Annotated in this window: 20 protein-coding genes; 12 read left to right on the top strand and 8 right to left on the bottom strand. The window is 48.2% G+C overall.

Annotation, left to right across the window (positions count from 1 at the left end; all coding sequences use genetic code 11):
- Positions 1-65 precede the first annotated feature (65 nt).
- The 3 genes from ileS to C6W44_RS07270 all read left to right on the top strand — a co-directional run bounded on the left by ileS (position 66) and on the right by C6W44_RS07270 (position 4,661).
- Entirely contained in the window at positions 66-2,927 is a 2,862-nt protein-coding gene (gene ileS, locus C6W44_RS07280) for an isoleucine--tRNA ligase (RefSeq protein ID WP_105244836.1), read from the top strand.
- The gene (lspA, locus tag C6W44_RS07275; protein ID WP_105244835.1) at positions 2,920-3,558 is read left to right on the top strand and encodes a signal peptidase II; all 639 of its coding nucleotides are present in this window, start codon (positions 2,920-2,922) and stop codon (positions 3,556-3,558) included. The genes ileS and lspA overlap by 8 nt, the downstream gene beginning before the upstream one ends.
- A 461-nt stretch (positions 3,559-4,019) precedes the next feature.
- On the top strand, positions 4,020-4,661 hold the full coding sequence (locus tag C6W44_RS07270) for an O-acetyl-ADP-ribose deacetylase (protein ID WP_226941343.1): 642 nt from the start codon (positions 4,020-4,022) through the stop codon (positions 4,659-4,661).
- Between the two features lie 9 nt (positions 4,662-4,670).
- Here the strand turns inward: C6W44_RS07270 and C6W44_RS07265 are convergent, their stop codons facing one another.
- Positions 4,671-5,342, bottom strand: coding sequence for a DUF1294 domain-containing protein (locus C6W44_RS07265; protein WP_105244834.1), 672 nt, complete (start codon positions 5,340-5,342; stop codon positions 4,671-4,673).
- Positions 5,343-5,466: 124 nt separating this feature from the next.
- Here C6W44_RS07265 and fkpB point away from each other — a divergent pair, with 124 nt between their 5' ends.
- Positions 5,467-5,964, top strand: a complete 498-nt coding sequence (gene fkpB, locus C6W44_RS07260) for an FKBP-type peptidyl-prolyl cis-trans isomerase (protein WP_075102068.1) — start codon at positions 5,467-5,469, stop codon at positions 5,962-5,964.
- A 63-nt stretch (positions 5,965-6,027) separates the two neighbouring features.
- Complete coding sequence (locus C6W44_RS07255) at positions 6,028-7,068, top strand: aldo/keto reductase (protein WP_105244833.1); 1,041 nt, start codon at positions 6,028-6,030, stop codon at positions 7,066-7,068.
- A gap of 120 nt (positions 7,069-7,188) precedes the next feature.
- Here the strand turns inward: C6W44_RS07255 and C6W44_RS07250 are convergent, their stop codons facing one another.
- Positions 7,189-7,989, bottom strand: a complete 801-nt coding sequence (locus tag C6W44_RS07250; RefSeq protein ID WP_105244832.1) for a lysophospholipid acyltransferase family protein — start codon at positions 7,987-7,989, stop codon at positions 7,189-7,191.
- A gap of 345 nt (positions 7,990-8,334) precedes the next feature.
- Here C6W44_RS07250 and hflX point away from each other — a divergent pair, with 345 nt between their 5' ends.
- The 4 genes from hflX to C6W44_RS07230 all read left to right on the top strand — a co-directional run bounded on the left by hflX (position 8,335) and on the right by C6W44_RS07230 (position 12,721).
- Complete coding sequence (gene hflX, locus C6W44_RS07245; protein WP_105244831.1) at positions 8,335-9,777, top strand: ribosome rescue GTPase HflX; 1,443 nt, start codon at positions 8,335-8,337, stop codon at positions 9,775-9,777.
- A gap of 512 nt (positions 9,778-10,289) precedes the next feature.
- Positions 10,290-10,724 carry a CidA/LrgA family protein gene (locus C6W44_RS07240; RefSeq protein ID WP_105244830.1) on the top strand — a complete coding sequence of 145 codons (435 nt, stop codon included), beginning with the start codon at positions 10,290-10,292 and terminating at the stop codon, positions 10,722-10,724.
- 37 nt (positions 10,725-10,761) lie between these two features.
- Positions 10,762-11,451: an LrgB family protein gene (locus C6W44_RS07235; protein WP_105244829.1), complete on the top strand. Its 690-nt coding sequence runs from the start codon at positions 10,762-10,764 to the stop codon at positions 11,449-11,451.
- 442 nt (positions 11,452-11,893) lie between these two features.
- A complete protein-coding gene (locus C6W44_RS07230; protein WP_105246541.1) occupies positions 11,894-12,721 on the top strand; it encodes a lytic transglycosylase domain-containing protein in 828 nt (275 codons plus the stop codon).
- 134 nt (positions 12,722-12,855) lie between these two features.
- Here C6W44_RS07230 and tsf read toward each other — a convergent pair whose 3' ends face one another.
- The 6 genes from tsf to C6W44_RS07195 form a co-directional block, all read right to left on the bottom strand.
- A complete protein-coding gene (gene tsf / locus C6W44_RS07225; protein ID WP_105244828.1) occupies positions 12,856-13,737 on the bottom strand; it encodes a translation elongation factor Ts in 882 nt (293 codons plus the stop codon).
- A gap of 428 nt (positions 13,738-14,165) precedes the next feature.
- Complete coding sequence (rpsB, locus tag C6W44_RS07220) at positions 14,166-14,945, bottom strand: 30S ribosomal protein S2 (RefSeq protein ID WP_100748923.1); 780 nt, start codon at positions 14,943-14,945, stop codon at positions 14,166-14,168.
- A gap of 434 nt (positions 14,946-15,379) precedes the next feature.
- Positions 15,380-15,559, bottom strand: a complete 180-nt coding sequence (locus tag C6W44_RS07210) for a hypothetical protein (protein ID WP_227526384.1) — start codon at positions 15,557-15,559, stop codon at positions 15,380-15,382.
- A gap of 94 nt (positions 15,560-15,653) precedes the next feature.
- Positions 15,654-16,913, bottom strand: a complete 1,260-nt coding sequence (locus tag C6W44_RS07205) for a multidrug effflux MFS transporter (protein ID WP_105244826.1) — start codon at positions 16,911-16,913, stop codon at positions 15,654-15,656.
- A gap of 254 nt (positions 16,914-17,167) precedes the next feature.
- Positions 17,168-17,980 (bottom strand): crotonase/enoyl-CoA hydratase family protein, encoded by an 813-nt coding sequence (locus tag C6W44_RS07200; RefSeq protein WP_105244825.1) that lies wholly within the window; start codon positions 17,978-17,980, stop codon positions 17,168-17,170.
- A gap of 320 nt (positions 17,981-18,300) precedes the next feature.
- Positions 18,301-21,738 carry an ATP-binding protein gene (locus tag C6W44_RS07195; protein WP_105244824.1) on the bottom strand — a complete coding sequence of 1,146 codons (3,438 nt, stop codon included), beginning with the start codon at positions 21,736-21,738 and terminating at the stop codon, positions 18,301-18,303.
- A 553-nt stretch (positions 21,739-22,291) separates the two neighbouring features.
- Between C6W44_RS07195 and cysM the strand changes: the two genes are divergently transcribed.
- From cysM to rlmD, 3 genes are all read left to right on the top strand, one after another.
- Complete coding sequence (gene cysM, locus C6W44_RS07190; RefSeq protein ID WP_105244823.1) at positions 22,292-23,296, top strand: cysteine synthase CysM; 1,005 nt, start codon at positions 22,292-22,294, stop codon at positions 23,294-23,296.
- A 24-nt stretch (positions 23,297-23,320) separates the two neighbouring features.
- On the top strand, positions 23,321-24,145 hold the full coding sequence (locus tag C6W44_RS07185) for a 3'-5' exonuclease (RefSeq protein WP_105244822.1): 825 nt from the start codon (positions 23,321-23,323) through the stop codon (positions 24,143-24,145).
- A gap of 113 nt (positions 24,146-24,258) precedes the next feature.
- Entirely contained in the window at positions 24,259-25,800 is a 1,542-nt protein-coding gene (gene rlmD / locus C6W44_RS07180; protein WP_105244821.1) for a 23S rRNA (uracil(1939)-C(5))-methyltransferase RlmD, read from the top strand.
- Positions 25,801-25,933 lie beyond the last annotated feature (133 nt).

Below are 25,933 nucleotides of genomic sequence, written 5' to 3'. Positions count from 1 at the left end.
TTTTAGATCAGCATGTACTCGGCTCTTTCTCCCACTTCTAACCATCATTTTATAAGATACCTTTTATGACTGACAAAAGCACCGACACCCCAAGCCACGATTATAAAGATACATTAAACCTCGCCGACACCCCGTTTGCCATGCGTGCAAACCTCGCCAAACGTGAGCCTGACTGGCTAGCGGCGTGGGAAGCCGATGATGTCTATGGCAAAATTCGTAAGGCGCGCACAGGTGCGCCAAAGTATATTTTGCATGATGGCCCTCCTTATGCCAACGGTCAGATTCACTTAGGTCATGCGGTCAATAAAGTTTTAAAAGATATCATCGTTAAGTCAAAAACGCTGTCGGGGTTTGATGCGCCTTATGTTCCTGGTTGGGATTGTCATGGCCTACCTATCGAACAAAAAGTCGAAACCAAGGTCGGCAAAGTCGGTCAAAAAGTCTCGGCCACTGAGTTTCGTGGTCTGTGCCGCGAGTATGCCCGCACCCAGATCGAGCTACAAAAAGCCGACTTTAAACGTCTGGGCGTGTTTGGTGATTGGGACAACCCCTATCTCACCATGAACTTTGCGCAGGAAGCCAATATCGTCCGTGCACTGGCAAAAATCTATGATAATGGTCACGTAACCCGCGGTATGAAGCCTGTGAACTGGTGCTTGGACTGTAGCTCTGCCCTCGCCGAAGCCGAAGTAGAATACCAAGACAAAGTCTCTGACGCCATCTACGTCAGCTTTGATATAGTGGATACAGACAAGGTAGAGGCGCTAAATGGCATCGACGGCAGTATTGCTGCCATCATTTGGACGACGACGCCATGGACGCTGCCTGCCAACCAAGCCATTGCCGTGCATCCTGAGCACGACTATAGCGTGGTGGCAACAGACAGAGGCCATTTTTTATTGGCGACAGACTTGATCGAAACTGCGCTGACCGAGCTAAAGCTTGACCACAAAGGTATCTTGGCGACCGTATCAGGACGCAAGCTTGAAGGTCTGCACGCCCAGCACCCATTGATTGAAGGGCGTCAAGTGCCGCTTATCCTAGGCGATCACGTCACCACCGATAGCGGTACAGGCCTCGTCCATACCGCGCCGGGTCATGGTCTTGACGATTATATCGTTGGCCTAAAATATAACTTGCCGGTTGAAAACCCTGTGGGCGGTACGGGTGTGTATTTAGACAGCGCTGCGATATTTGCCGGAGAGCATATCTATAAAGCCAACCCAAAAATCATCGCCACCTTGCACGAAAACGGCCACCTCGTTAGCCATACCAAAATCGAGCACAGCTACCCGCATTGCTGGCGTCACAAGTCGCCGATTATCTTCCGCGCCACCCCGCAGTGGTTTATCAATATGGAAGCCAAAGGCTTACGCGAGCGAGCGCTTGCCGATATTCCAACGGTCAAATGGACGCCAGCTTGGGGACAAAACCGCATCGAGGCGATGATGACTGACCGTCCTGACTGGTGTATCTCACGCCAGCGTACTTGGGGTGTGCCAATCACTTTCTTTACGCATAAAGAAACCGGTGAGCTGCATCCAAACACGCTAGAGCTGATGGAAGCGGCGGCACAAAAAATCGCTGATGGCGGCGTGGAAGCGTGGTTTGATGCCAGCTGTGAGGACTTTTTGGGTGATGAGGCTGCTGACTATGACAAAGCGACCGACACGCTAGACGTGTGGTTTGACTCAGGGACCACGCATTTTGCTGTACTTGAGCAGCGCGATGAGCTGACCAATCCAGCGGATATGTATTTAGAAGGCTCAGATCAGCATCGCGGCTGGTTCCAGACTTCCTTGCTGACCTCAGAGGCGATGTACGAGCGTCCACCATTTAAGCAAGTATTGACCCATGGTTTTGTGGTAGATGAAAACGGCCGCAAGATGAGTAAGTCGCTTGGCAACATCATCACGCCGCAAGACGAGATTAACAAAACGGGCGCGGACATGCTGCGCTTATGGATTGCCTCAAGTGATTATCGTTATGAGATGAGCGCGGGTAAGACCGTGTTTAAGGGCGCGATCGACATGTATCGCCGTATCCGTAACACCTTGCGCTTTTTGCTTGCCAATACTGATGACTTTGATCCAGCGACCAACAGCGTGGCGATGGATGAGCTGGTCAGCCTTGATAAATTCATCATTGAGCGCGCACAAACCGTGCAAGCACAAATCATCAGTGCTTATGATGCGATGGACTTTCACCAAGTCACCCAGCACGTCACCGCGTTTTGCTCGCAAGACTTGGGCAGCTTTTATTTAGATATCATCAAAGATCGCCAGTACACCACTCAGACTGATGGACAGCCGCGCCGCTCTGCCCAGACGGCGATTTATCATATCGCTCATGCGCTGATTCGCTGGATCACGCCTATCTTGTCCTTTACGGCCCAAGAGGCGTGGGAAGTACTAGAAGGCAAAAACGGACAAGACGCAGGTTATATATTTACCCAAGCGTGGTACACCTTCCCAGCCTTTGAGCTAAGCGCCATCACAAGCGACGACTGGCAACGCATCATGCAGGCCAAAGACATCGTCAACAAACATATCGAAACAGCGCGCGGCGAAAAAATCATCAACGCCAACTTATCAGCGGGCGTCGATCTGTATGCCAGCGGCGCGATGCAAGAGAGCTTGGCCAAGCTTGGCGAAGAGCTACGTTTTGTCTTGATTACCAGTAGCGCGACCCTGCAGCCGATGAGTGAGGCCCCTGCTCAGAGCGCGGATACTGGCTCAGTATCAGCAGAGAGCCATGCCGATGAGTCAAGCGACTTGCAGGTCAAAGTGAGTGCTGCCACAGGTACCAAGTGCGTACGCTGCTGGCATATCCGTGATGACATCGGCGTCGATCGCGCCCATCCTGAGCTATGCGCGCGCTGCGTGACCAACGTGAGCGGTACAGGCGAGGTGCGCCACTATGCCTAATTCTGCGCCTAACCCGTCAGACTCACCTCACAAGTCGCCGCAAGTTGAGGCCGACGGCTCCCCCAAGCCTGCACATGCAACCACTGGCAGCTCATCGACGCCTAGAGGTCGCCTAACTAAGACCCCTAAGATGGTCGCCAATGGCAGTCGCGCCTTTATGTGGTATGCGTTATCGCTGGTGGTGATCATCATCGACCAGTGGAGCAAATGGCTGGCTGAGACCACGCTCAATTTTCTTGAGCCTGTGCCAGTGTTAGAGCCGTTTCTCAACTGGACACTGGCTTACAACTATGGCGCCGCGTTTAGCTTTTTGGCCGATGCAGGCGGCTGGCAAAAGTGGTTTTTTGCGGGACTGGCGCTGGTGATGTCGCTGTTTTTGATCGGCTATCTAATCAAAGCACCACGGCAAGCCAAGCTGCTATCGACAGGCCTTGCGCTGGTGCTTGGCGGTGCCATTGGCAACCTGATTGATCGCTTGCTACATGGTCATGTGATTGACTTTATTCATGTGCATTATGCCGATGTTTGGCATTATCCGATTTTTAATATTGCCGATATTGCTATCTGTATCGGCGTCGTGTTCATTGTCATCGACATGCTGTTTTTGGAAGGTAAACGCAGCCCTAAATAATATAACATTAGGGCATGCTCTCATTTTAAAAATGGTGATAAAAATGAGATAAATGGCCGCAAAACATTGCAATCAAACAACGAAAATAGCGCAGATAGTATCGAAATATTAGGGCGTGTCCTCATTTTAAAAATGGTGATAAAAATGAGATAAATCGCAGTCAAACAAGGAAAATAGCGCAGATAATATCGAGATATTAGTCAGCTATTTGACACCGTTTGGCCAGATTTAGCCATTTTTAGCCCATTTAGATGGCTATCGATTGAATTGAGGACACGCCCTAGTCAGCTATTTTTAACGCATTTAGATGACTATCGACTAAAGTGAGGACACATCCTAAAAACAACAGGGTTATCAATAGGCTACCAAATGGTGGCCTATTTTTTTCGTGTTTTTGTAGATTGAAACTATTAATATTTATCGCTAAAGTACCATACGTTCACTATAAAAAGGATGTAGCCATGCCTAACAATCAAGTGACGAACAATCAAATGACGAATAGCAAAATAACGCCTATTGCTCAAAAGCAGCTGTCAGTGTCTAATGATTATAATGGTAACAGCAGTGGTACTCACAGCGTGACCCTATCAGTGTTACAGACGGATATTACCACGTTGCATGTCGATGCCATTGTCAATGCGGCCAACAAAAGCTTGCTCGGTGGCGGCGGTGTCGATGGTGCGATTCATCGAGCAGCAGGGCCTAAGCTGCTTGAGTATTGCCGTACATTAAATGGCTGCCAAACTGGTGATGCCAAAATCAGCCCAGCATTTGATTTGCCTTGTCAGTACGTGATTCATACGGTAGGCCCTATCTGGCATGGCGGTCGTAGTAATGAGCAAGCACTACTGGCCAGCTGTTATCAAAAGTCTTTAGATTTGGCAGCGCAACACGGTCTCAGCAGTATTGCCTTCCCTTCTATTAGTACCGGCGTCTACGGCTACCCCATTGATAAGGCAGCTAAGGTTGCAATCGATACAGTCACAGCATATGTGCAAAACGGCTTAGAACAAATGGATGGCTTTTCCATTCACGACGTGATTTTTTGCTGTTTTTCTGCCTCAGATGCCGCTGTGTATAAGCAAATACTGGCGCAGATTTAATTTAACGCTTTATCCTAATTCGCTTAAAAGCGCTAGCCCGCCGCCCATGATGACAAAGAGTAATCCTGCTAAGTTGATAATAACCGTTAAATAATAAACGATACGAAACTCAGGCTTTTGTGATTTGTGCCGTAGATACGTCTGTGCTACCAATGCGCCGACCCAGCCGCCAAGTGCGCTCAACACGTGCAGTGTGGACTCAGGCGTGCGCCAATCGCCATTTTGGGCAGCGGCTTTGTCTTTGGCATAAGTAATATAAGTAACGATGCCTAGCACAGCGTACCATGCAACCACCAGCCAGCTGAGCTTTTGAGTTGCCGCCAATAAAATTAAAACCCCATAAAAACCAATACCAAGAAACAAGCGTTTCTTTTGCCCTGCTGCAAATTCTGCTTGGGCATTACGTTTGCGATTACGCTGACGGATTTGGCGGTTTTTTTCTGCCATTTTTTGTTGGACAAAGCTCAGCTCTTGGACTTGTCTGGCTTGCAGGCGACCTTGGCTATCTTGTCCGACATCAAAGACCACCGCTTCACCAACCTCAGGACGGCGCTGCGCTCTAAACTCACTAATGTGAAAAAACAGCGACGCCCCGCTTGATGTTTCAATAAAACCAAAGCCTTTGTCGTCTTGCCATTTATGCACGTGTCCCTGTTGCTTGCTGGGTGCTTGACTTGCCATAATTCTGCCCTATTTAAGATATGGCAGATATATTACACCATTTGCGTTACACTATTTGCGCTTACACACCCAGCAAAATGACTTATCATTTCTCTATTATATTTACGACAATTGGCTTTTGATTATGACTGAATCACAATTTATCAACCCCAACGAAGACACACGCATCACCTTTGGTAGCCTTGTTAGCCTACACTTTGAAGTTTCATTAGAAAACGGCACGGTGATTGACTCCACCTTTGGCCGTGAGGCACCAGTGACGCTGACGGTCGGCGATGAAAGCTTGTTGCCAGGGTTTGAGCAAGTACTTATGAATCTACGCGCAGGCGACACGCGCACAGCTCACCTTGAGCCAGAGCAGGCATTTGGTGAGTGGAACCCTGACAACGTTCAGCACTTTAGCCGTCCGCAGTTTGCTCTTATCGCCGATCATCCAGAAGTCGGCATGATGGTTGAGTTTGAGGATAAAGGCAAAAATACCTTACCCGGTATTATTAGCGCGATTAATGAGGATGAGATTGAGGTCGATTTTAACCATCCGCTGGCCGGCCAATCGGTATTGTTTAAGGTCAAAGTCTTTAAAGTAACCCCGCCTGGGGTGACCGGCATCCAAATCATGTAATGCCCTGACAACGCTCAATACTCAATGCTCAACCCTAAAATCAAAGTCCACAAGGAGACTGACATGCAATATACAACGTTGCCGCAACTCGATGAACAGGTTTCTAAAATCTGTCTGGGCACTATGACATGGGCGCAGCAAAACACCGAGGCTGAGGCGCACGCCCAGATGGATATGGCACTGAGCGAAGGCGTCAACTTTTGGGATACAGCAGAGATGTATCCATCACCACCAGATAAAGACAAGCAAGGCGATACCGAGCGTTATATCGGTACTTGGTTTGCCAAGACCCAGCAGCGTGACAAGGTCATTTTGGCCAGTAAAATGTCACCCCTGAGCTTTTTGCGTGACGGTAAAACGCGCTTTAATGCTGAGCAAATCAGCAGCGCTATCGATAGCAACCTTGAGCGTCTACAAACCGATTATATCGATATTTATCAGCTGCATTGGCCTGAGCGACAAGCCAACTTCTTTGGGCAGCGCGGCTATGACAGCGAGATGTCAGCGCAATCGCTTGATGACTTAACGCCATTTTTGGAGACCATCCAAGCGCTGAATGATGAGATTAAAAAAGGCCGTATTCGTGCTTATGGGCTGTCGAATGATACCGCGTGGGGACTGATGCGCTATCTGTGGGAAGCGGACAAAAACGGTCTAATCGCGCCGCTGACGGTGCAAAACCCGTATAGCCTCCTCAACCGTCTCTATGAAGTCGGCATGGCAGAGATTGCCCATCGTGAAAACGTCGGCTTGCTTGCTTACTCGCCGCTTGGGTTTGGCGTACTATCAGGTAAGTACTTGGACGGCAAACGCCCAGCTGGCGCGCGCCTGACGATGTATGATAGATTCCAAAGATATATTAATGAGCAAGCGCTAGCAGCCACTGAGCAATACGCTAAGATTGCCAGCGATGCCGGACTAGATATGGCGCAGATGGCGCTGGCCTTTGTCAATTCACGCCCGTTTGTCACCAGCAACATCATTGGCGCGACCACACTTACGCAGTTAAAATCCAATATCGATAGCATTGATCTGACACTCACTGACGATGTATTGGAGGCCATTGAAGCAGTGCACACGCGCCAGCCCAATCCGTCACCTTAATAAGCGGCGCCCAATGTGTCACTGACAAAACACAAAAAAGACGCCAATCGCGGTAAATATTGCTACGATTGGCGCCTTTTTTATTCAGCGACTTTTCATTTGACTGTACAGCTCAGCTGATTATTGACTAGGCGGCACACTCAGTACCCGCGCATGCAGATCGGCCAATCCTTCTTGCATTTTTCTTTGCAGCAAGTCGGTCAGTTCGCTTTTGCTATAGCCTTTAGGGTCTATCGGCTCTAATGGTAGCACATAGGCCGTCACATCCTTACTATCTAGCACCTTTTTTAAGCTCTCTTTCATGGTAATCTTGCCATAATACGGCAGTGCCTCACTGAGCGCTCCATCTTTGTCGACATAAGCGATAAGGATCGGTCGTATAGGGACATCTGCGTCTATCGCAGCTTGTAGCAGGGTACCATGGATACGCTTGACCTTTTTGCCATCAGTAGTAGTCGCTTCAGGGAAGAAGATAACCGAAAACCCTTTGGTCAAAAACTCAGCAATCTGCGTGGCCACTGAGCCTGCATCACCGGAGCCGCGCTCAATAAAGAGCGTGCCGGCAGCATGCGCTAATTTACCAAACACAGGCCACTCACCAATCTCCGCCTTGGACAAGAAAAACGCGGGGCTTACCGTGCCCACGACAGGGATATCCATCCATGACACATGATTGGACACCCACAGACCATGATGCTGCTGTACTGGCTCAACCTCGATGACTTTGACACCAAAAGAGCCTGCCATCTTACGACAAAACGCCTGAATATAACGGGGTAGCTTTTCGCGTGGCGGCTGCTTAAAGGCACCAAGACGCTGAGCGGCTCGCAGTCCACCGACCATCGTTGTGGTCATACCAGCGATTTGCTTGCCGCGTCCTAGCTGTTGTCTGAGTGAAAATTTTGACTTAGCTTGGCTCATCTTCGCCCTCATGATTAAATAACTGCTGTTTATATCAACAAAAAAACGAGCTAAGTATAGCAAAGTTATGCGCCTCAGTGATAGCCTGTTCACTGAGTCAGTGCCTAGTTTTATACAAAGTTTTATACAAACGCGCAATAAAGCCGCTTATAAACGCGCTAACTTACCAGCCGCTCTTCGCGCTAGAAAACACAAACCTGTGTAACATAAATCTATCGCTAATTGTGCCGTTACGCTTTAATATCAACAGATAAGACCACATATAAAAGGTCATATGAACGCCGCCTCGATAGTTGACAGACAGATGGTAGCGATTTATTTACTTTATTAAATAGGTGATATTCTTTGGATTATTTTGAAAGACATGAAGGTGGCGAGCGTGCCATCATTGTACATTTAGATATTCGGCAAATCCAAGACCCTGACGATCTTAGCGAGTTTGAGCTACTGGCAGACTCAGCAGGTGCTGATCGTTTGGCATTGGTGACAGGCTCACGTTTAAAGCCTGATGCCAAGTTTTTTGTGGGTAGCGGCAAAGCAGAAGAGATTGCAGAGCTAGTGCGTGAGCACGACGCCGATATTGTTCTTTTTAATCACAGCTTATCGCCCTCACAAGAGCGTAATATCGAGTCGGTGGTCAAATGCCGCGTGCTGGATCGCACCGGACTGATTTTGGATATTTTTGCTCAGCGCGCCCGCACTTATGAGGGTAAGCTACAAGTGGAGCTGGCGCAGCTCAACCACTTATCGACACGGCTGGTACGTGGTTGGACGCATTTGGAACGGCAAAAAGGCGGTATCGGTCTGCGCGGGCCGGGTGAGACCCAGCTTGAGACCGATCGCCGCTTACTACAAACGCGAGTCAACCAGCTCAAATCTAAGCTTGAAAAAGTCCGGCAAACCCGCGCACAAGGCCGCGCCCGTCGACAAAAATCTGACGTACCGACCATCTCGCTAGTCGGCTATACCAACGCTGGTAAATCGACACTGTTTAACCGCTTGGTCGACGAAAACATCTATGCCGCCGACCAGCTGTTTGCTACCCTCGACCCGACGCTACGTCGCCTTGACTGGCAAGGCGTGGGACGTGTGGTACTGGTCGATACTGTCGGTTTTGTGCGTCATTTGCCGCACGAGCTGGTCGAGTCGTTTCACGCGACACTAGAAGAGACGCTAGAGGCGGACTTGCTACTACACGTCATCGACTCCTCTAGCGAAGACATGCACGAGCAAATCGAAGCGGTAAAAAATGTGTTGGCCGAAATTGATAACGACGTACCCGTGCTCAATGTGTATAACAAAATCGATATCACAGGTGAGCCTGCTCATATTGGTTATGCCAGCGAAGGCCAGCCAAACCGCGTCTACGTCTCATCAAAAGAAAACCTCGGAATAGAAGCGCTGTCGCTTGCCGTACAGCAGCTGCTCACTGGCGCACTGACCACCTTTGATTTGACATTGCCTTATGGTGCAGGTCAATTTAAAAACACCTTGTATGAGCTAGGCGTCATCTTAGAAGAAAGCTACGATGACACAGGCCACGAGTGCCTAACCATTCGCTTGCCAAGCGATCGGCTCAAACAGCTGCTTGGACAAGCCAATCTCGATCCTGTAGATGTCCTACCACTGGCGCAAGCGACGCTACTGATGCCGACGCTTGAGGAGTTTGAAAAGCCAGATGAGAACGTAGAGCCTACCTTGACTGCGGCCGAAGAAAAAGCCTTTGATGAGTTTGAGACAAACACAGCACCGTCCTCGCCTCAAAAAAGCAGCCTACCGGACTCTTAACTTATAAGAGCAGACGGCGGGCGGCTCAGCTTTTATTTGCAAACCGCTTTGATATACCTACAGACAACGCCCTACACACAGACGGTATCGCTGATATCGTCTGTTTTTTATTGCCTCGCTTAAAGCCGTCTCTCTCAAAGCCACCTTCCCTAATACCATAAGACAAAATAGCGCGATGATACTAGGGCGGTTATACCTATAGTCAGGTCAATAAAAAAAGGATACAGCGAGACTGAAATAAATTTTTCGTAGCATCTGTCGGCGCAAGCACAGCACGCAAAAAATTTTGTACCAGTCTAGCGAATGTATGCAATGTATCTCTTTATCTCTCTTTTATTTAGTCACGACGATAGGCTTTATTAGTTACGTAACTCTCTATATAATCGCCTATACGATATGCCATATACAAAATACCATAACGACACAATGTACTTATAAGGGTGCAGCTGCCATAGCCATGCGCCAACCGTTATCACTGCGCCTACCCATCTCCGATTTGGCCAAAACTGCTTATGAAGTCCACTCACTCCTCCAACCTACCGCTATGGCTGGCGCTGATATTAACATTAGCGATGGTTATTTTTGTCCGTGAAACAGCAGTGCTGGTCTGTCAATGGGCGGGTATCGAAAAAGCGGCCAATATCGTCGGTTTGGTGGCGATGTTTGTGGTGTTGATGGCGTGGCGTTTGCTAAAAGGCCTACCTATCTGGCTCACTCAAGCCAGCAATACGTTATTGGTTGATAGCGGTTTTGCTTTTTTGCCCGTTTCTGCTGGTGCAGGTTTATTGTTATTTGCCTTAGGAGACGAGCTGTGGGGCGTGATGCTGACGATTCTGATCAGCACCTTGATACCGCTTTGGGGATTAGCATTGCTGGCCAACCGCTGGCTCAATCAAGACACTGATAGTGACTCGCAAGCTGGCAACACCGGCAGCACTAGCAAGTAATAAAAGCAGCGCTCAGCTGAATGAACAAGGCAGACTTATGACTTTTGATAGCGTATTGACAGCAACCCTTGCGGCGATATTATTGACCTTGGTTGCCCATGTCATTGCCCGTATCTTAGCGCGTAAGCTATCGTGGCTACCGATGGTCATCACGGCCTTAGCGCTGGTTTTGCTGTTTTTGTTTGTGCTGCAGTGGGAGTACAATCACTACTATAGCGTCGCAAAGCCTGTGTTTGACCATCTCTTAGGATACGTCACGGTTTTATTGGCAGTGCCACTCGCCGCCATGAACTTTAAAGGCTTACCTGTCAAAAAACTCACCCTTATCGTCATGATTGCAAGCGTGGTCGGTGCTTTGCTGCCAATGTCGCTCGCCTATCTGCTGTCACTCAGTCACGAGACGATACTGGCATTTGCCACCCGCTCAGTGACCACCCCTATCGGTCTTAGTGTGGCGGATTTGATCAAAGCGCCGCTGGCGATGGCCAACCTTATCATCATTGTCTCAGGTATCTTTGGGGGTAGTTTGGCGCGCTTTTTATTTGGCCGTGTCGATGATGACCGTGCCAAAGGCTTAGCACTTGGCTTGGCCGCTCACGCTTTTGGTACAGTCGAAGCGTGGCAGATCAGTCATACCGCCGGACGCTATGCAGCCTTTGGACTGGCAGTCAATGGGCTGGTGACCGCGATTTGGGTACCGATATTTGTTAGTGCCGTTGCGTTATAGCTACTCCCTGACCTCTCATCAATTAAAGACAAGCTCAAAGCATTAGCCGCTCTTATCCTCTTGCTCTTATCCCACCGCTCCTACTCACTTATCATAGCCACTTACTATCATCATCAGCCCTTGCGGCAGCTGAGCTGGCACTGACATGCGTACACTGCAAATGATAGCTTATTGATTTATTTCGTATTATTTACAAAATAATGCTCACTTTTTCTTATTATTTTGACAATCCCATGCGTCAAAAAGTTATTATATGTTATAGTAAACAACTATTATTTTTTGTATCTATTGCAAATGATTTTAACAAAACATGAAGACGTCAGGGTTGTTGCTAGGTAGCTGGCGACAAAACACGGCAGATAAAATAAGCACTTGCCTTTATAAGCTGGCCGACTCATCAGCGACAGTCATTTGCGACTACTCGATAAAAAGTGATATCTCTATGATAAATACGACTACCATCAAGACTCGCTGTTTGTCTCCGTTTTTATTAAATGCCACCGCTGGTATTGCCAGTATCCTTGCTATTTCAAGCTTGAGTGTGAGTGCTCATGCAGGCAATATGTATATCTACAAAGACCAAGGCGGTCAGGTGCTCTTGACCAACGTTAGCCCCAGTGGCAACTTTGATAAGTTCACCAAAAAAGTCAAAGTCACTTACTATAAAGACTCTAAGATGTATGACGGCAGCAGCAATGGCTATGGCAGCAGTCCGGCGAGTAGTAGTGCCAGTCGCAATGCCTATGATAGCTATATTCGCGCGTCCGCGGCACGTCATGGCGTCGATCCTGCCTTGATGAAAGCCATGATGCATACTGAGTCAGCTTTTAATCCAAATGCTCGCTCACCAGTCGGCGCTCAAGGGCTGATGCAGCTAATGCCTGCTACCGCACGGCGATTTAATGTGGGCAATCCTTGGAACCCTGCCGACAACATCGAAGGCTCAGCCAAATACATCGCCTGGCTGATGCGCCGTTTTAATAACAACGTCGAGCACGCTGTGGCAGGCTATAACGCAGGCGAGGGCAATGTCGATAAATACGGCGGCATCCCGCCTTTTAAAGAAACGCGCAACTATGTCAAAAGAGTGATGAGCCGCTATCATAGCTTATACAAAAATGACGCTGGCCTGTCTGGCGCCAGTATCAATGCCAGCAATCAAGTCAATATGAACAGTACAAACAATGGGCTACAAAACGTCAGCTATGGCACGAGCAATAATAGCAACAGCCCAAGTTATATCAAATCTGCCTACGAGGCCTTACGCTAGTAAGTCCATAAAGTTGGTCAAACTCAGACACAAAAAAGCCCGTTATCGAGTAACGGGCTTTTTTGTGTCTGACGGCAAAGCCAAGGGCTTAACCGTCCTCATCAGTGCAAGTGCACAGAGATGTTACTTGGATATTACTTGCTAGCCGCTTGAGCCGCTGCAACTTCAGCTGCGAAGTCTTCTTGCTTTTTCTCGATACCTTCACCCACTTCTAGACGTTTGAAGCTTAGTACTTTTACGCCTTCCGCTTTTAGGACATCGCCAACTTTTTTGTCGTTGTCCATGACGTATGGCTGACGTAGTAGAGTGACTTCGTCTAGGTACTTACGTAGGCCACCTTCGATCATTTTTTCAATGATGTTGTCAGGCTTGCCAGACTCTTTGGCTTTGGCTTCGATGATGTCTTTTTCGCGAGCTAACACATCAGCATCAACGCTTTCGTCGTCGACCGCTACAGGGTTGAACGCTGCGATATGCATCGCTAGGTTTTTGCCAGTCTCTTCGCTGCCGCCTTCATACGATACCACAACACCGATACGTAGACCGTGGCGATATGATGCTAGGTTGGCACCTTCTAGGGTTTCTACACGGCGCACCTGAATGTTTTCGCCGATTTTTTGTACCAAAGCCACGCGTGCTTCTTCAACGGTTTGGCCATCGCCATATGGTAGCTCAGAGATAGCAGCAACGTCTGTGACGTTATTTTCTAGCGCGATGTTGGCTACTTTTTCTGCAAAAGCAGTAAAGTTGGCGTCTTTTGCCACAAAGTCAGTTTGGCAGTTTACTTCTAATAAAAACGCTTTATTGTCGCCTTGAGCGATGATGATAGCGCCGTCAGCTGCGATGTTACCTGCTTTTTTGGCCGCTTTTGCTTGACCAGATTTACGCAAGTTATCGATGGCAACTTCAACATCACCATTGGCTTCTTGTAGGGCTTTTTTACATTCCATCATGCCAAGACCAGTACGGTCGCGCAATTCTTTTACCATTTTGGCAGATACTTTTACTTCTGTCATAAGAGTCACCTTAGTATAGTTATGTATAGGAGGGCTTAATGTCTATTTTTCTCAAGGCTGCTGATGACTTAAGAAAAACGCTCGTATTATCTGCTTATTAATAAAAACAAATCATGACATCCAGCAACTCTACCCACTGGAGTAAACGATAATACTCGTTTGGCCAGTTTATGATAGATGACGATCATGTCATCAGCATGTATTTAATATACTTTATGTAATAGCAGTTATTGATTGAGGGCGTTTGACAGCCATCATTTCATCACGTTATGTAATAGCCATGGTTTCAGCGCTATTATTTAACAACAAGGCATGACGAGTAAAACTGCATCATGCCTACTACGAGCTTATCATTAATGACTTTATATGGACGCTGCTAGCGGTGCTATCAAGACATCCTTACAAAGTAACACTTTAAATGCAGCGAATTATTCAGCTGGCGTTGCTGCTTCTTCTGCATTGGCTTCTTCGGCAGGTGCTTGCTCAGCTTTGCCGCCCGCTTGAGTCTGTGCGTATTCTTTACCAGCGATGATCGCATCAGCCATAGACGTGACGTATAGAGTCACAGCACGGATAGCATCATCGTTAGCTGGAATGATGTAGTCAACATTGTCTGGGCTAGAGTTGGTATCAACGATACCGATTACTGGGATACCAAGGTTTTTGGCTTCTTTGATAGCGATTGCTTCGTGATCTACGTCTACCACAAAGATAGCGTCAGGTAGGCCGCCCATGTCTTTGATACCGCCTAGTGAACGCTCAAGTTTTTCCATATCGCGAGTACGCTCAAGCGCTTCACGTTTGGTCAACTTAGCAAAAGTACCGTCTTCTGATTGCTTCTCAAGCTCTTTTAGACGGCTGATTGACTGACGTAGCGTTTTCCAGTTGGTCAACATACCACCCAACCAGCGATGGTCGACGTATGGCATGCCAGCGCGCTGGGCTTGCTCACGGATAATACCGCTAGCGGCACGTTTGGTACCAACAAACAATACTTTGTTTTTCTTGGCAGCTAGGCCGTTTACGTAAGTCAACGCTTCGTTGAACGCTTTTACGGTGTGCTCTAGGTTGATGATATGAATTTTGTTACGTGCACCAAAGATATAAGGACCCATTTTTGGGTTCCAAAAACGTGTTTGGTGACCAAAGTGAGCGCCGGCTTGTAGTAAGTCGCGCATTTCGATTTTGGTTGGGTTGTTTGTAGCCATGTGAAATATCCTGTTGGTTGGGTTATGCCTCCACATCACAAAAACTGCCTATCTAGCAACACGCATCTGCCTGTGAATCATGCCTATAATCATGGCACTGACCTAACTTGCAAATTAATCAAGTCGCCAAACACCCAGCAATTTTTTGCCATGATGTGTGTGTCATTGGTTGGTGTAAAAAAGAAGCCATGTTGGGTTTTAGCAAAAAACTCAAACCCCTCCTATAAAGCAAATTATAGAAATAGCTGCGCCGTATTTTATCATATAACGCCTCACAACCTCCAGCGCTTTATGAGGATAAACCGCAATTTAACAACTCGTGAGCCTCACGCCTCAAATCGTCGTATCAACAAAAAAGCGATACCATTGTATCGCTTTTTTGTCGCTTTTCGTTGAGGCAAAGTGATAAACGAGACGCTATCAGTTAATTGTCATTAAGTGATGCAGATACCGATGACGGCCTTGTGACCACGCCAGGTAAAGGGCGTGATATAGCTTTGCCGATCTTTGGGTAGATACGACACGTCAGGCGCGCTCTCGACGATATGCGGCGGCGAGATAATAAACTCTGACCCAAACTCCGTCCGAGCGTTACCAGAGATGGTGTTGGCCATCTTTAAGTCAAAAGCACACAAGACTCGTGTCAAGAACCTTTTTATTAAGACAAAAAAAACACCCAATATTGGGTGTCTCAAAAACTTGCAGCCGCTACTCTGCGTCATCGAGGTCTAAATTACGATCTATCTGCCAGATTAAAAACGCACCCAAACTCATCAGGACAAAAAGTGCAATACCCATTTTTAACACTGGATTAAGAGGGAATAAGTTTAATAATAAACCACCAAAAATACCCACTGAAAACATCAGCGAGCCTTGCAGCGCGCTTGCCATACCCGCACGCTGCTTTTGAAAAGCCAGCGCAATCGCCGAGGCGTTTGGCTGGGTCAATCCTAAGCCTGCAATACAAAAGAAAATACACGCCAGCACCAGTGGCAACCAAGCATCGGTCCCCAAAAATATACCGACAAAAAACAACGTGCCTGCAGAGAGCACCTGCATCATCGCCCCGAAACGTAATATGCTCAAGATACGAAAGCGATTGGTCAACCACTGATTCAGCTGAGTCAAACCCACAAACCCTGCCGCATTCATCCCAAACAACCAGCCAAAATGCGTGGCCGAGACGCCATAAGTGTCCATGATTAATTCAGAAGCTGAGCTGATATAGACAAACATCGCACCCATCAACAGTCCGCCACCGATCGCAGGGTAGTTAAAGCTGGGATCTTTTAATAAGTCCCAATACTGGCTCAGCACTTCTCTGGCAGGGCGTACGTTACGATTTTCTTCGGTCAATGTCTCGAAAAAGAAAAACTTCGTCAGTAATAGATTGAGAGCACCAAAGGCGGCCAAAAACCAAAAGATAGAGTGCCAATTAAAAAACTGTAAAAACAGTGCGCCCAAAGACGGCGCGAGTATCGGTGCCAGACCCATCACCAAAATCATAATCGAAAAAGCTTTTGCGGTTTGTTTAGCCGTTAGCCGATCACGAATCGCAGCTCGAGTTACCACTGCCCCAACGCAGGCACCAAGAGCCTGCATGGTACGGCCGACAAACAACACATACTCATTATCCGTGGTCGCGCAGATAACAGAGGCAATCACATAAAGCGTCATGCCCATATACAGCGGCTTGACTCGACCAACGCGATCGCTAAAGGGGCCGTAAAACAACTGACCAAATACCAAACCCACAAAATACGCTGGGACTGAGTTGGCCATAAATGCGGTAGATACGCCAAAATCATCTGCCATTGATGGTAGCGCAGGCAGATACATATCAATGGATAACGGTCCTACCGCAACTATCAACCCCAGCATCATAATCCACGCAACAGGCAGATCAGCAGAACGTACTCGTTCAGCGGTGATAGGTTTCTTTGAAAGAGAGGATTTTGGGGCAGACATAGTTAGACCGTTTATATAGTGATGATTACTTAAGCACTTATAAGATGCATGAAATAGATGTTTTTAACGACAATAGTGCATTTTTATCCAAATCTGTGCAAGCTGACAGTGTTATATCGTGCTGTCCACTCGTATTTCAATAGCCATAACACGCGACTTAACAACTAAAAACAATCAATATAAAGCATAAGACTCTGTCTAAATTTTTCTACCTCTGATGTAAACCCTTATGATTTATGACTCATTATAAAAGACTAGCGAAACTGTCGCTTGGCAAAGATGGTGCTTGCTTGCTTGGCTTTTCTAAGGGCCAGCTTGCGATTGCGGCCCAGCATCATCTTAATCTGCCAGATTTTTTCTTTATAGAGCGTGGTTGTAGGCTGCTCATACATGGCATTAATGACGCGTTTACTGGCGAGCACAGCGTCAGGAGAGCGTTCGGCAAACTCAGCGGCGAGCTGCTGTGCTTGCTCAAGTGGCGTCTCACTACAATGACTGATTAATCCTAATTCTTTGCCGTCATTAGCATTAATGATGCGCGCCGTCATTGCCAGCTCTTTGAGAACGTCTTCTCGTACCACGCCATACGCCGATTGCGTCAATCCCATATCTGGTACCAGCCCCCATTTGGCTTCCATAATAGACAGTTTACACTCAGGATGGCTAATACGCACATCACAGGCCAATGCCAGCTGTAACCCAGCGCCGATACAGTAGCCCTCTAAGACGGCGATGACCGGTACTGGCACATCACGCCAGACCAAGCAAACACGCTGAAACGAGCTTTGCCATGGCTTAATCAGCTCCCACACTGCAAACGCTTGGTTTTTTGGATGGTTTAAATCGCCCAAGTCGATACCGGCACAAAACGTCCCTTCTGCACCCTTTAAAATAACCGCTCGTATCGTCTTATCTTTGCTCACTCGGCCTGCCACAGCGATCAGCTCATCGATGACTTGAAAACTCATGGCGTTTTTTTTGTGCGGACGATTTAGCGTCACAGTGAGTATATTATCAGTGACACTCACTTGTAGCGTTTCGTATTGGTAAGTTGCAATGGCGTTCATAACGATCCTTATTTATGAATGGGTAAAAGATAGACTGATAGCGATAATGTTAGCAGGCTTATCCATATCCTACCTTAGCAATAACTGACTGCCACGATACTTTATAGCGAGACTGTATTGTCAATATCAAATAAAAGAAGTACGTGATTTTTTGCGCGCGACTGGTATCAGTTTTGCTTGCTGTGCGATGCAGGTAGATGCTGCGCAAAATCACTCCCAGTCGCACGGTATTTATTTTATGGTGGATCGATTATATGAGCATGGCAACATGAAGTTGCGCTTTTTATTGTTTCTCAGTCACTATTCCTTAGTCACTGCTCCTAAATCATTTTCCACGTCATGTCGTTTTCGCTTAGACGATGGTAATTGAGCTGCGGATAAGCGGACAAATCCAGCGTTTGCAAATTATTTAATGCGGTCAGTAGCGCTTCGTAATAAGGCTGGAGCATGGCAAACTGCGCAGGCGTGGTATGCTGGATATTTAATAAACACTTATCTTCTAAATCTTGACTGGCCTGACGCAGCTGCGGCACGCCAGTATAACGGCTACCACCCAATATACGATGGGCAATCTGCGCCAGCATACTACGGTCACGCGCCTCCCATGCTTGAGTCAACGCTTGCTTTTCATCATTGATGGTGTCGAGCATCATGATGATCAGCTTGGCTGCCAGATCAGGCTTGTTGGCTGAGCGAGTCAGCGCATCTTGCCAGTCCAAAATCTCTGAATGCGGGCTGTCCATCGCTGTATACTTTTGCTCCTGCGGCCGCGCGGCTAGATCAGTATTTGGTTCGCTGGCATGATCCATCGACCCTGATGGCGGACTCAGCAACGGCGCCTGTCCTTGCTTTTGTAAGCGTAAGCTGTCGTAGCGCGGCTGAGTCTCTCGTCTATAGTCTTCGCGCGGCTGACTGTCACGCAAATAGTCATCACGGATTTTTTTGAGTGATAATGGTCGCGTTATTTTTGGCGGCTCGCTGGCATCGGTGGTGCGCGCGCTTTTACTGACAGGATACGTGCTGGTCGTCGCGCCCAGCGGCCATTCAGAGAAGGTTTGCGTGTCAGTATCTGTGTGCGCGTCGGTGCGACTAGAGGCCGCATCCGTGTCTTGCAAGCCCAATCCATGTAGATTGGCCTCAGACAGCGCGGTTAGTTGCGGCGTAGTCGAGGTGCGGCCCAGCCATTTTTGCAGCACTTGCAGCAACTGCGGCTGACTAATAGGTTTGCCGACATAGTCGTTGATACCACTGGCTATCAGCTTGTCACGCTCATCAGCTAGCCCATGCGCTGTCAAGGCAATGATAGGAATGTGACTGTCATCGCTTTCGATACTGCGGATTTGCTTGGCCGCTTCATGCCCAGACATACGCGGCATTTGGATATCCATAAATATCAAGTCGATGCTGTCTTTGTGGGTATCTTCATAATTGTCTTGGTTGCTGCCTTTATCTTCATTGACCGTCTCCTCTGCATACAGCACAGAATTTGACTTTTTGCTCATGTCATCTCGCGCTTCGGCTTTAGAGAGCTGGGTTTTGTTTGACAGGCTTTGCTTTTGGTTTTTGGCAGTTTTCAGGTTTTTGGTTTGCTGCTTACTGATAATCTCTATCGCGTCAAAGCCGCTACTGGCGGTGACGACATGAATACCCAGCTCGCTAAGCAGCGCATCGAGTACCAAGAGATTGGGCAGATGATCATCCACCGCCAATACCGTCACCCCTTTCCAGCGCGGCTCTTGCAGACTCGTTGGCTGGCGGCGATTTTGTGTATCGAGCATGGCATACAGCTGCCTTTTATCCAAAGGCTCATATAAGATATTGGCATGATAACGGTTGAGCAGAGCCTGATCGGCGGCCACTTGATAGCCAAAGACAGCAAGCTTGCCCTGATAGTGCAGACGAATTTGTTTTAATAGTGCCATCATATCGTCTTGGGTATCATCATCGACAATGACCCAGTCCCAGTAGTTACCACGCTCTTTTAACGACTCAAGCACGCCTGGCAATGAGTTGGCTTGGGTCAGCTGAATTGGTAGATATTGCAAACTGGCTTTGAGCACTTGTATCGAGGCTGGATGGTTGATCCACACCAGCACATTAAACTCATCAGTCTCGCTAGCAAGCGGCGCGAGCACAGGCAGCTCAATGGTCTGCCCTGTCGCCGCCTCGAGCACATCGACGTGCGCTGGCATGCGAAACCAAAACGTCGCGCCTTGATTGGCAATGTTTTCTTGCGCATTGTCATAAAACCCAATATCACCGCCCATCAATCGCGTCAGCTGCTTGGAGATGACCAAACCCAGCCCAGTCCCGCCATACTGACGCGTGATAGAAGGATCGCCTTGACTAAAGCTTTGAAACAGCATTTTTTGATCAGCAAGCGAGATGCCCTTACCACTGTCTTGCACACTTATCATCAGATAATTATCACGGTGATCATCAAGGCTGACCCGCACCACCACATCACCACTGTCGGTAAACTTAATCGCATTGCCAACGATATTGGTCAGTACTTGCTTGAGGCGTAAGGCATCGCCATTGATACGCATCGGCACATCGTTATAAAACAGCACTGCCATGCGCAGGCCTTTTTCGGCGGCGACTGGCGAGAGCATATCGACCACATCATAAATAGTGTCATAAAGATCGAACTCATGACGATCAAGCACCAGCTTGCCCGCCTCGATTTTAGAAAAATCTAAGACATCGTTGACCAGCGCCAGCAGATGCGCTGAGGATTTACGAATGGTCTGTACGTACAAGTCTTGCTCAGGATTTAGCTCGCCGTGACGCGCTAGTAGGTTGATAAAACCATCAATACTGTTGAGCGGGGTGCGTAGCTCGTGACTGATATTGGCCAAAAACGCCGATTTGGCTTGGCTGGTTGAGATGGCGGCATCACGCGCGTTTCTGATCGAGATGTTTTGCATTTCCATCTCATCAAACGCCAAACGCAAGTCATCCTCAGTCTGCTCGGCATGGTCTTTGAGGTCTTGAAAGCTTCTGTGCAAGCGGCGCAAGGTATTGACCAAATCTTGCTGCAATAAATTTAGCTCGCCATCCGACTCCACCGGAATCGGCTGATATAAATTGTCTACGTGAGTGCGCTGCAACTGCAAGCGCAGCTCATAAATCGGTGCGATCCAGCGTTTTGAGTAAATATTTAAACTCAACAGCAAAATCAGGATGGTAAACAACCCCGTAATCACTAGCGCCATGGCGATGCGATAACGCGCGATATACAGCGGCTCGTTGTCCATATCGACGAGCAACCACAGCCGCTGTCCTTCAAATTCACCAAGCACACTGCCATAAGCAGTGCCAATCGGCGTGGGTTTTTGCGAGATAAATTGCGCTGAAGCATCAATCAATGGCCAAGGCTCATTGAGCCCATAACCGACCGTGGCCAGCACCTTATTGTCTTCATTGACAATCGCGATGCGCTGCACGTGCTGCTCGGACTGCATGCGGCCTAGCCTGTCACGAATACCCTCTAGCGTCGAGACGGCAGCCTTGGAGGCACTGCCCGCCTGCTGGCGCTCTTGCTCTAACAGCTCAGGAATCAGATCTGCAATCTCTGGGGTATAACGAATCAGCACCGCCTCGGCCAACACTTCTTGCTCAGAGTCGCTGGCACGCATGGTCTCATGAAACACCAAAATACCGCCGACAGCGGCCAATATACATATCGGCAAAAACACCAATATGATCAGCTGACCATAGGCGCTACTGGTATCAAAACGTTTTTTGTGTGCCATGCAAGCTCGCTCTCATCTCAATGTTTTGCTAGGGCGTGTCCTCATTTTAAAACAATGATAAAAACAAGATAAGATGACTATCAATTGAATGGAGGACATACGCTAGGTTTATCACAGCGACTTTGCGCCATCGCGTCCTGTACTATAGCGCTATCGTTATCACTTGGCTATAGCTATCAGTCGTTGGGTATCAGTCGTGGCGATAAGTGTGGTGGCTGCATCATAACGTCTCTGAATCATACAAGTATTTTAACAGTATTTGTCTCAACTACCATTTATAAGCATCATTCATTTACCAAAATCTCTGCATGCATTCAGCGTAGGCAAAAACAAAATGATATAATGACGCAGCTTTTTACTTGCCGCTATTTTTGCGCGCTGTCATGCCCGTTTGGCGACAGTCTCATCGTATGCATCAGTAGACGAGCGTTTGCATGCACGGCGACAACGATAAAAAACTGTCGTTGATTTTAAGCAATCAAGGTCAACACGGTCACGCTTTGCAAGTGCATAAATCAGGTTTGAACATTCATATTAACAATAAGGGTATCTTATGTCAGCTACGGCCACGTCAAACGCCACCTTCATCTCTCAAGTTACCGCCCTTGCCGATTGCGTCGGGCAGACACCCTTGGTGAAATTGCAGCGCTTGCCTGAGCAAGAGCAGATTGCTGGTGGCACGGCGGTCTTGGCCAAGCTAGAAGGCAATAACCCAGCAGGCTCGGTAAAAGATCGCCCAGCATTTAACATGATTTATCAAGCAGAGCTGCGCGGTGATATCAAGCCAGGTGATATGCTGATTGAGACCACCAGCGGCAATACTGGTATTGCGCTCGCCATGGTTGCCGCCATGCGCGGCTATCCGATGACGCTACTCATGCCGACCAACTCAACCCAAGAGCGCAAAGACGCCATGACGGCTTATGGTGCCACCCTCATCGAGGTCGATGAAGGCATGGAAGCGGCGCGCGACTTGGCTCTGCAGATGCAAGCCGATGGCAAAGGGATTGTGCTGGACCAGTTCAACAACCCTGATAATAGCCAAGCGCATTATCTCACCACAGGCCCTGAGCTTTGGACACAAACAGACGGTAAAATCACTCACTTTATCAGCTCTATGGGGACCACAGGCACGATCACTGGGGTGTCTCGCTATCTAAAAGAGCAAAACCCAGATATTAAGGTGATTGGTCTACAGCCTGATGAAAACGCCTCTATTGCAGGTATCCGCCGCTGGCCTGCTGAGTATATGCCGGGTATCTTTGATGCTGATTTGGTCGATGAGGTGATGGATGTCGATCAACGTATCGCCGAAGTCTATATGCGCAAACTGGCCAAAACCGAAGGCATTTTCGCTGGGGTGTCATCTGGGGCAGCAGCATGGGCGGCGCTACAAGTCGCCAAAGCCAATCCAGACGCCGTCATCGCCTTTATCGTCTGCGACCGCGGTGATCGTTATTTATCGACTGGTTTATACAATGTAGATGATGACAAGGTTAATGACGACAAGGTTAATGACAACAATGTCGTTAACGGTACAGAAAACGCCGCACAATAAGCAAACAATTAATTAGGTTTACCTATGTCACAAGCCTTACCATCCGACCCGATACTGGTCTTCGATATCGAGACCGTTGCCGATACTGATGCGGCGCGCCGTATCTATCCACAGTTGGCTGAGCTTAACGATGCCGATGCCCTCAGCGCACTGATAGCGATACGCACACAAGAAGCAGGACATGATTTTATGCGTCTGCCGCTGCAGCGTATCGTCTGTATATCAGCGCTGTATATCAAGGACGGTCAGTTTTCTTTGTTTTCTTTGACGGCGGACAAATTTAGCGAAAAAGACATTCTTGCTAAGTTTTTTCGGGCATTTAATGATCTTGAAAAACTGCCGCAACTGATCAGCTGGAACGGCTCTGGCTTTGATATTCCGGTGCTTATTTATCGCGCCATGCAGTATGACTTGGCAGCGCCGTGGCTATTTGAAGAAGGCGAGCGCATCAAAAACATGCGTTTTGATAATTATGTCAATCGCTTTCATACTCGCCATTTAGACTTGATGGATAGATTTAGCCAGTATGGTGCCAGTCGCCGCGAAGCCATGGATGTGGTCGCAAGCCTCTACGGTCTGCCTGGCAAGACCAGTGTCGATGGTAGCATGGTGGGCGATCTGGTTAATGAGGCAGATTGGCAGACACTGTCGATATATTGCGAGTCTGATGTCATGAATACGTGGCTGATTTATTTGCGCTGGTTACGACTAACTGGACAGCTGTCTTTGCAGGATTTTGATATATGGCAGCAGCAGAGCCTGACTTATTTAAGACAATATACCCAAGCAGATGGTCGCCCACGTCATCATGAGTTTATCGCTGATTGGTCGTCGGCACCCGACGCTTAAACCCTGTGATTGACCATCCGATATTACCGCAGTGCTATGAGTAGAGCTATACACAGTAGCACTCACCCTTATCTTATTTTTCGTTATTTATCATTTATTATTAAGGCAGGTTTATGCAGCCCACCGATTCAAAGACTTCTACGGCACCCGAGGCGACGACGCCTGAGAGCGCTCGCCAAACAATCACCATTCCGCCCAACAAAAAAAAATCCAAACCCTCTTCAAAGACACGTCGACGGTTAAAAGAAGCCGAGCCGCTGCCTTTTTCGATTGATGGTCTATCACATGATGGTCGCGGCGTGGCGATATATGGTAATGGCTTTGGCGTAGATGACGGCCATATCGAAGACAAGCACGGCAAAAAAGTCTTTGTCAGCTTTGCCTTACCAGGTGAGAGCGCTTTAGTGAAGTTGACCAACAGTCGTGCCAGCTTTGAAGAAGGCGACGCTGTGAGTATTACGGCCAATCCAAATCCTGAGCGCGCGGTTCCGCCCTGCCCGCATTTCGGCGTCTGCGGCGGCTGTAGCTTGCAGCATTGGCAGCCAGATGGGCAAATCAATTTTAAACAGTCTGTACTGGCAGAGATGCTCATCCATCAGGCCAATGCCGAGCCTGATACTTGGCTGGCGCCTGTGGTCGGTGATCGCCTCGGCTATCGCACCAAAGCGCGCTTGGGCGTACGCTATGTCGCCAAAAAAGAAACAGCGTTGGTCGGATTTCGAGAGCGCTCTAGTAACTTTTTGGCGGAGCTAAACGAGTGTCATATTCTAGACCCGCGTATCGGTTTTGAGATTGAAAACCTAAAAGCGCTGATTAGTACTTTAGAGAGCCGTGACAAGATTGCCCAGCTTGAGCTGGCGATGGGTGAACAAATAGACGGGCTACCAGACGGCAATCAGCCCGTTGCTTTGATCGTACGCAATTTAGCGCCGTTGTCAGAGGCGGATGTAGAAAAGCTAAAGGCGTTTTTTGCAGCGCGCAGCTGGCAGTTGTATCTACAGCCCAAAGGTGCTGATAGCATTCAGCGTATCGCCTTGAGCGCTGATGATGATATGAGTCAGCAGTTTGGACGTTTGTATTATCAGCTACCCGAGTTTGACCTGACGTATGAATTTATTCCAACTGACTTTACGCAAGTGAACTTATCCGTCAACCGTCAAATGACCAAGCTTGCTTGCGACTTGTTGGATTTAAAAGCAGGCGAACGGGTACTGGATTTGTTTAGTGGACTGGGCAACTTTAGTCTGCCCTTAGCGCGGCTTGTCGGAGAGACAGGCTCGGTGGTTGGCGTAGAAGGCAGTGACGCAATGACCGCGCGCGCCGCAGACAACGCTCGCCGTAATGGCCTTAACAACACAGAATTTTATAGTCAGGATTTGACGCATGATTGCTCAGATCAGCCGTGGGCCAACCAAGGCTTTGATGCGCTCTTGATCGACCCACCACGCTCTGGCGCGTGGGAAATTATGCAGTATCTGCCCAAGTTCAACGCTGAGCGCATCGTTTATGTCTCTTGTAACCCAGCGACGCTCGCGCGCGACACCAAGGCTTTATTAGAGCAAGGCTATCGCCTGACACATGCTGGGGTGATGGATATGTTTTGTCATACCGGTCATGTAGAGTCCATTGCCCGTTTTGAGAAGGTTGCGGTTTGATATTACCGGCGTGTCTTTATCAAAAAAGAACACGCTGTCTTTATTAAAACTATAGATAATATCGCGAGGCAAACCCGCTAGTTCAACCTATCAACAACAGACATTACATAGCCTCGCTTGATTTGTCGCCTCA

Origin of the sequence: Psychrobacter sp. Marseille-P5312 (assembly GCF_900291405.1) — a bacterium.
Lineage (GTDB): Bacteria > Pseudomonadota > Gammaproteobacteria > Pseudomonadales > Moraxellaceae > Psychrobacter > Psychrobacter celer.
The sequence above is the reverse complement of the archived record's forward strand: the minus strand, read 5'-3'. Positions and strand labels throughout refer to the sequence as shown.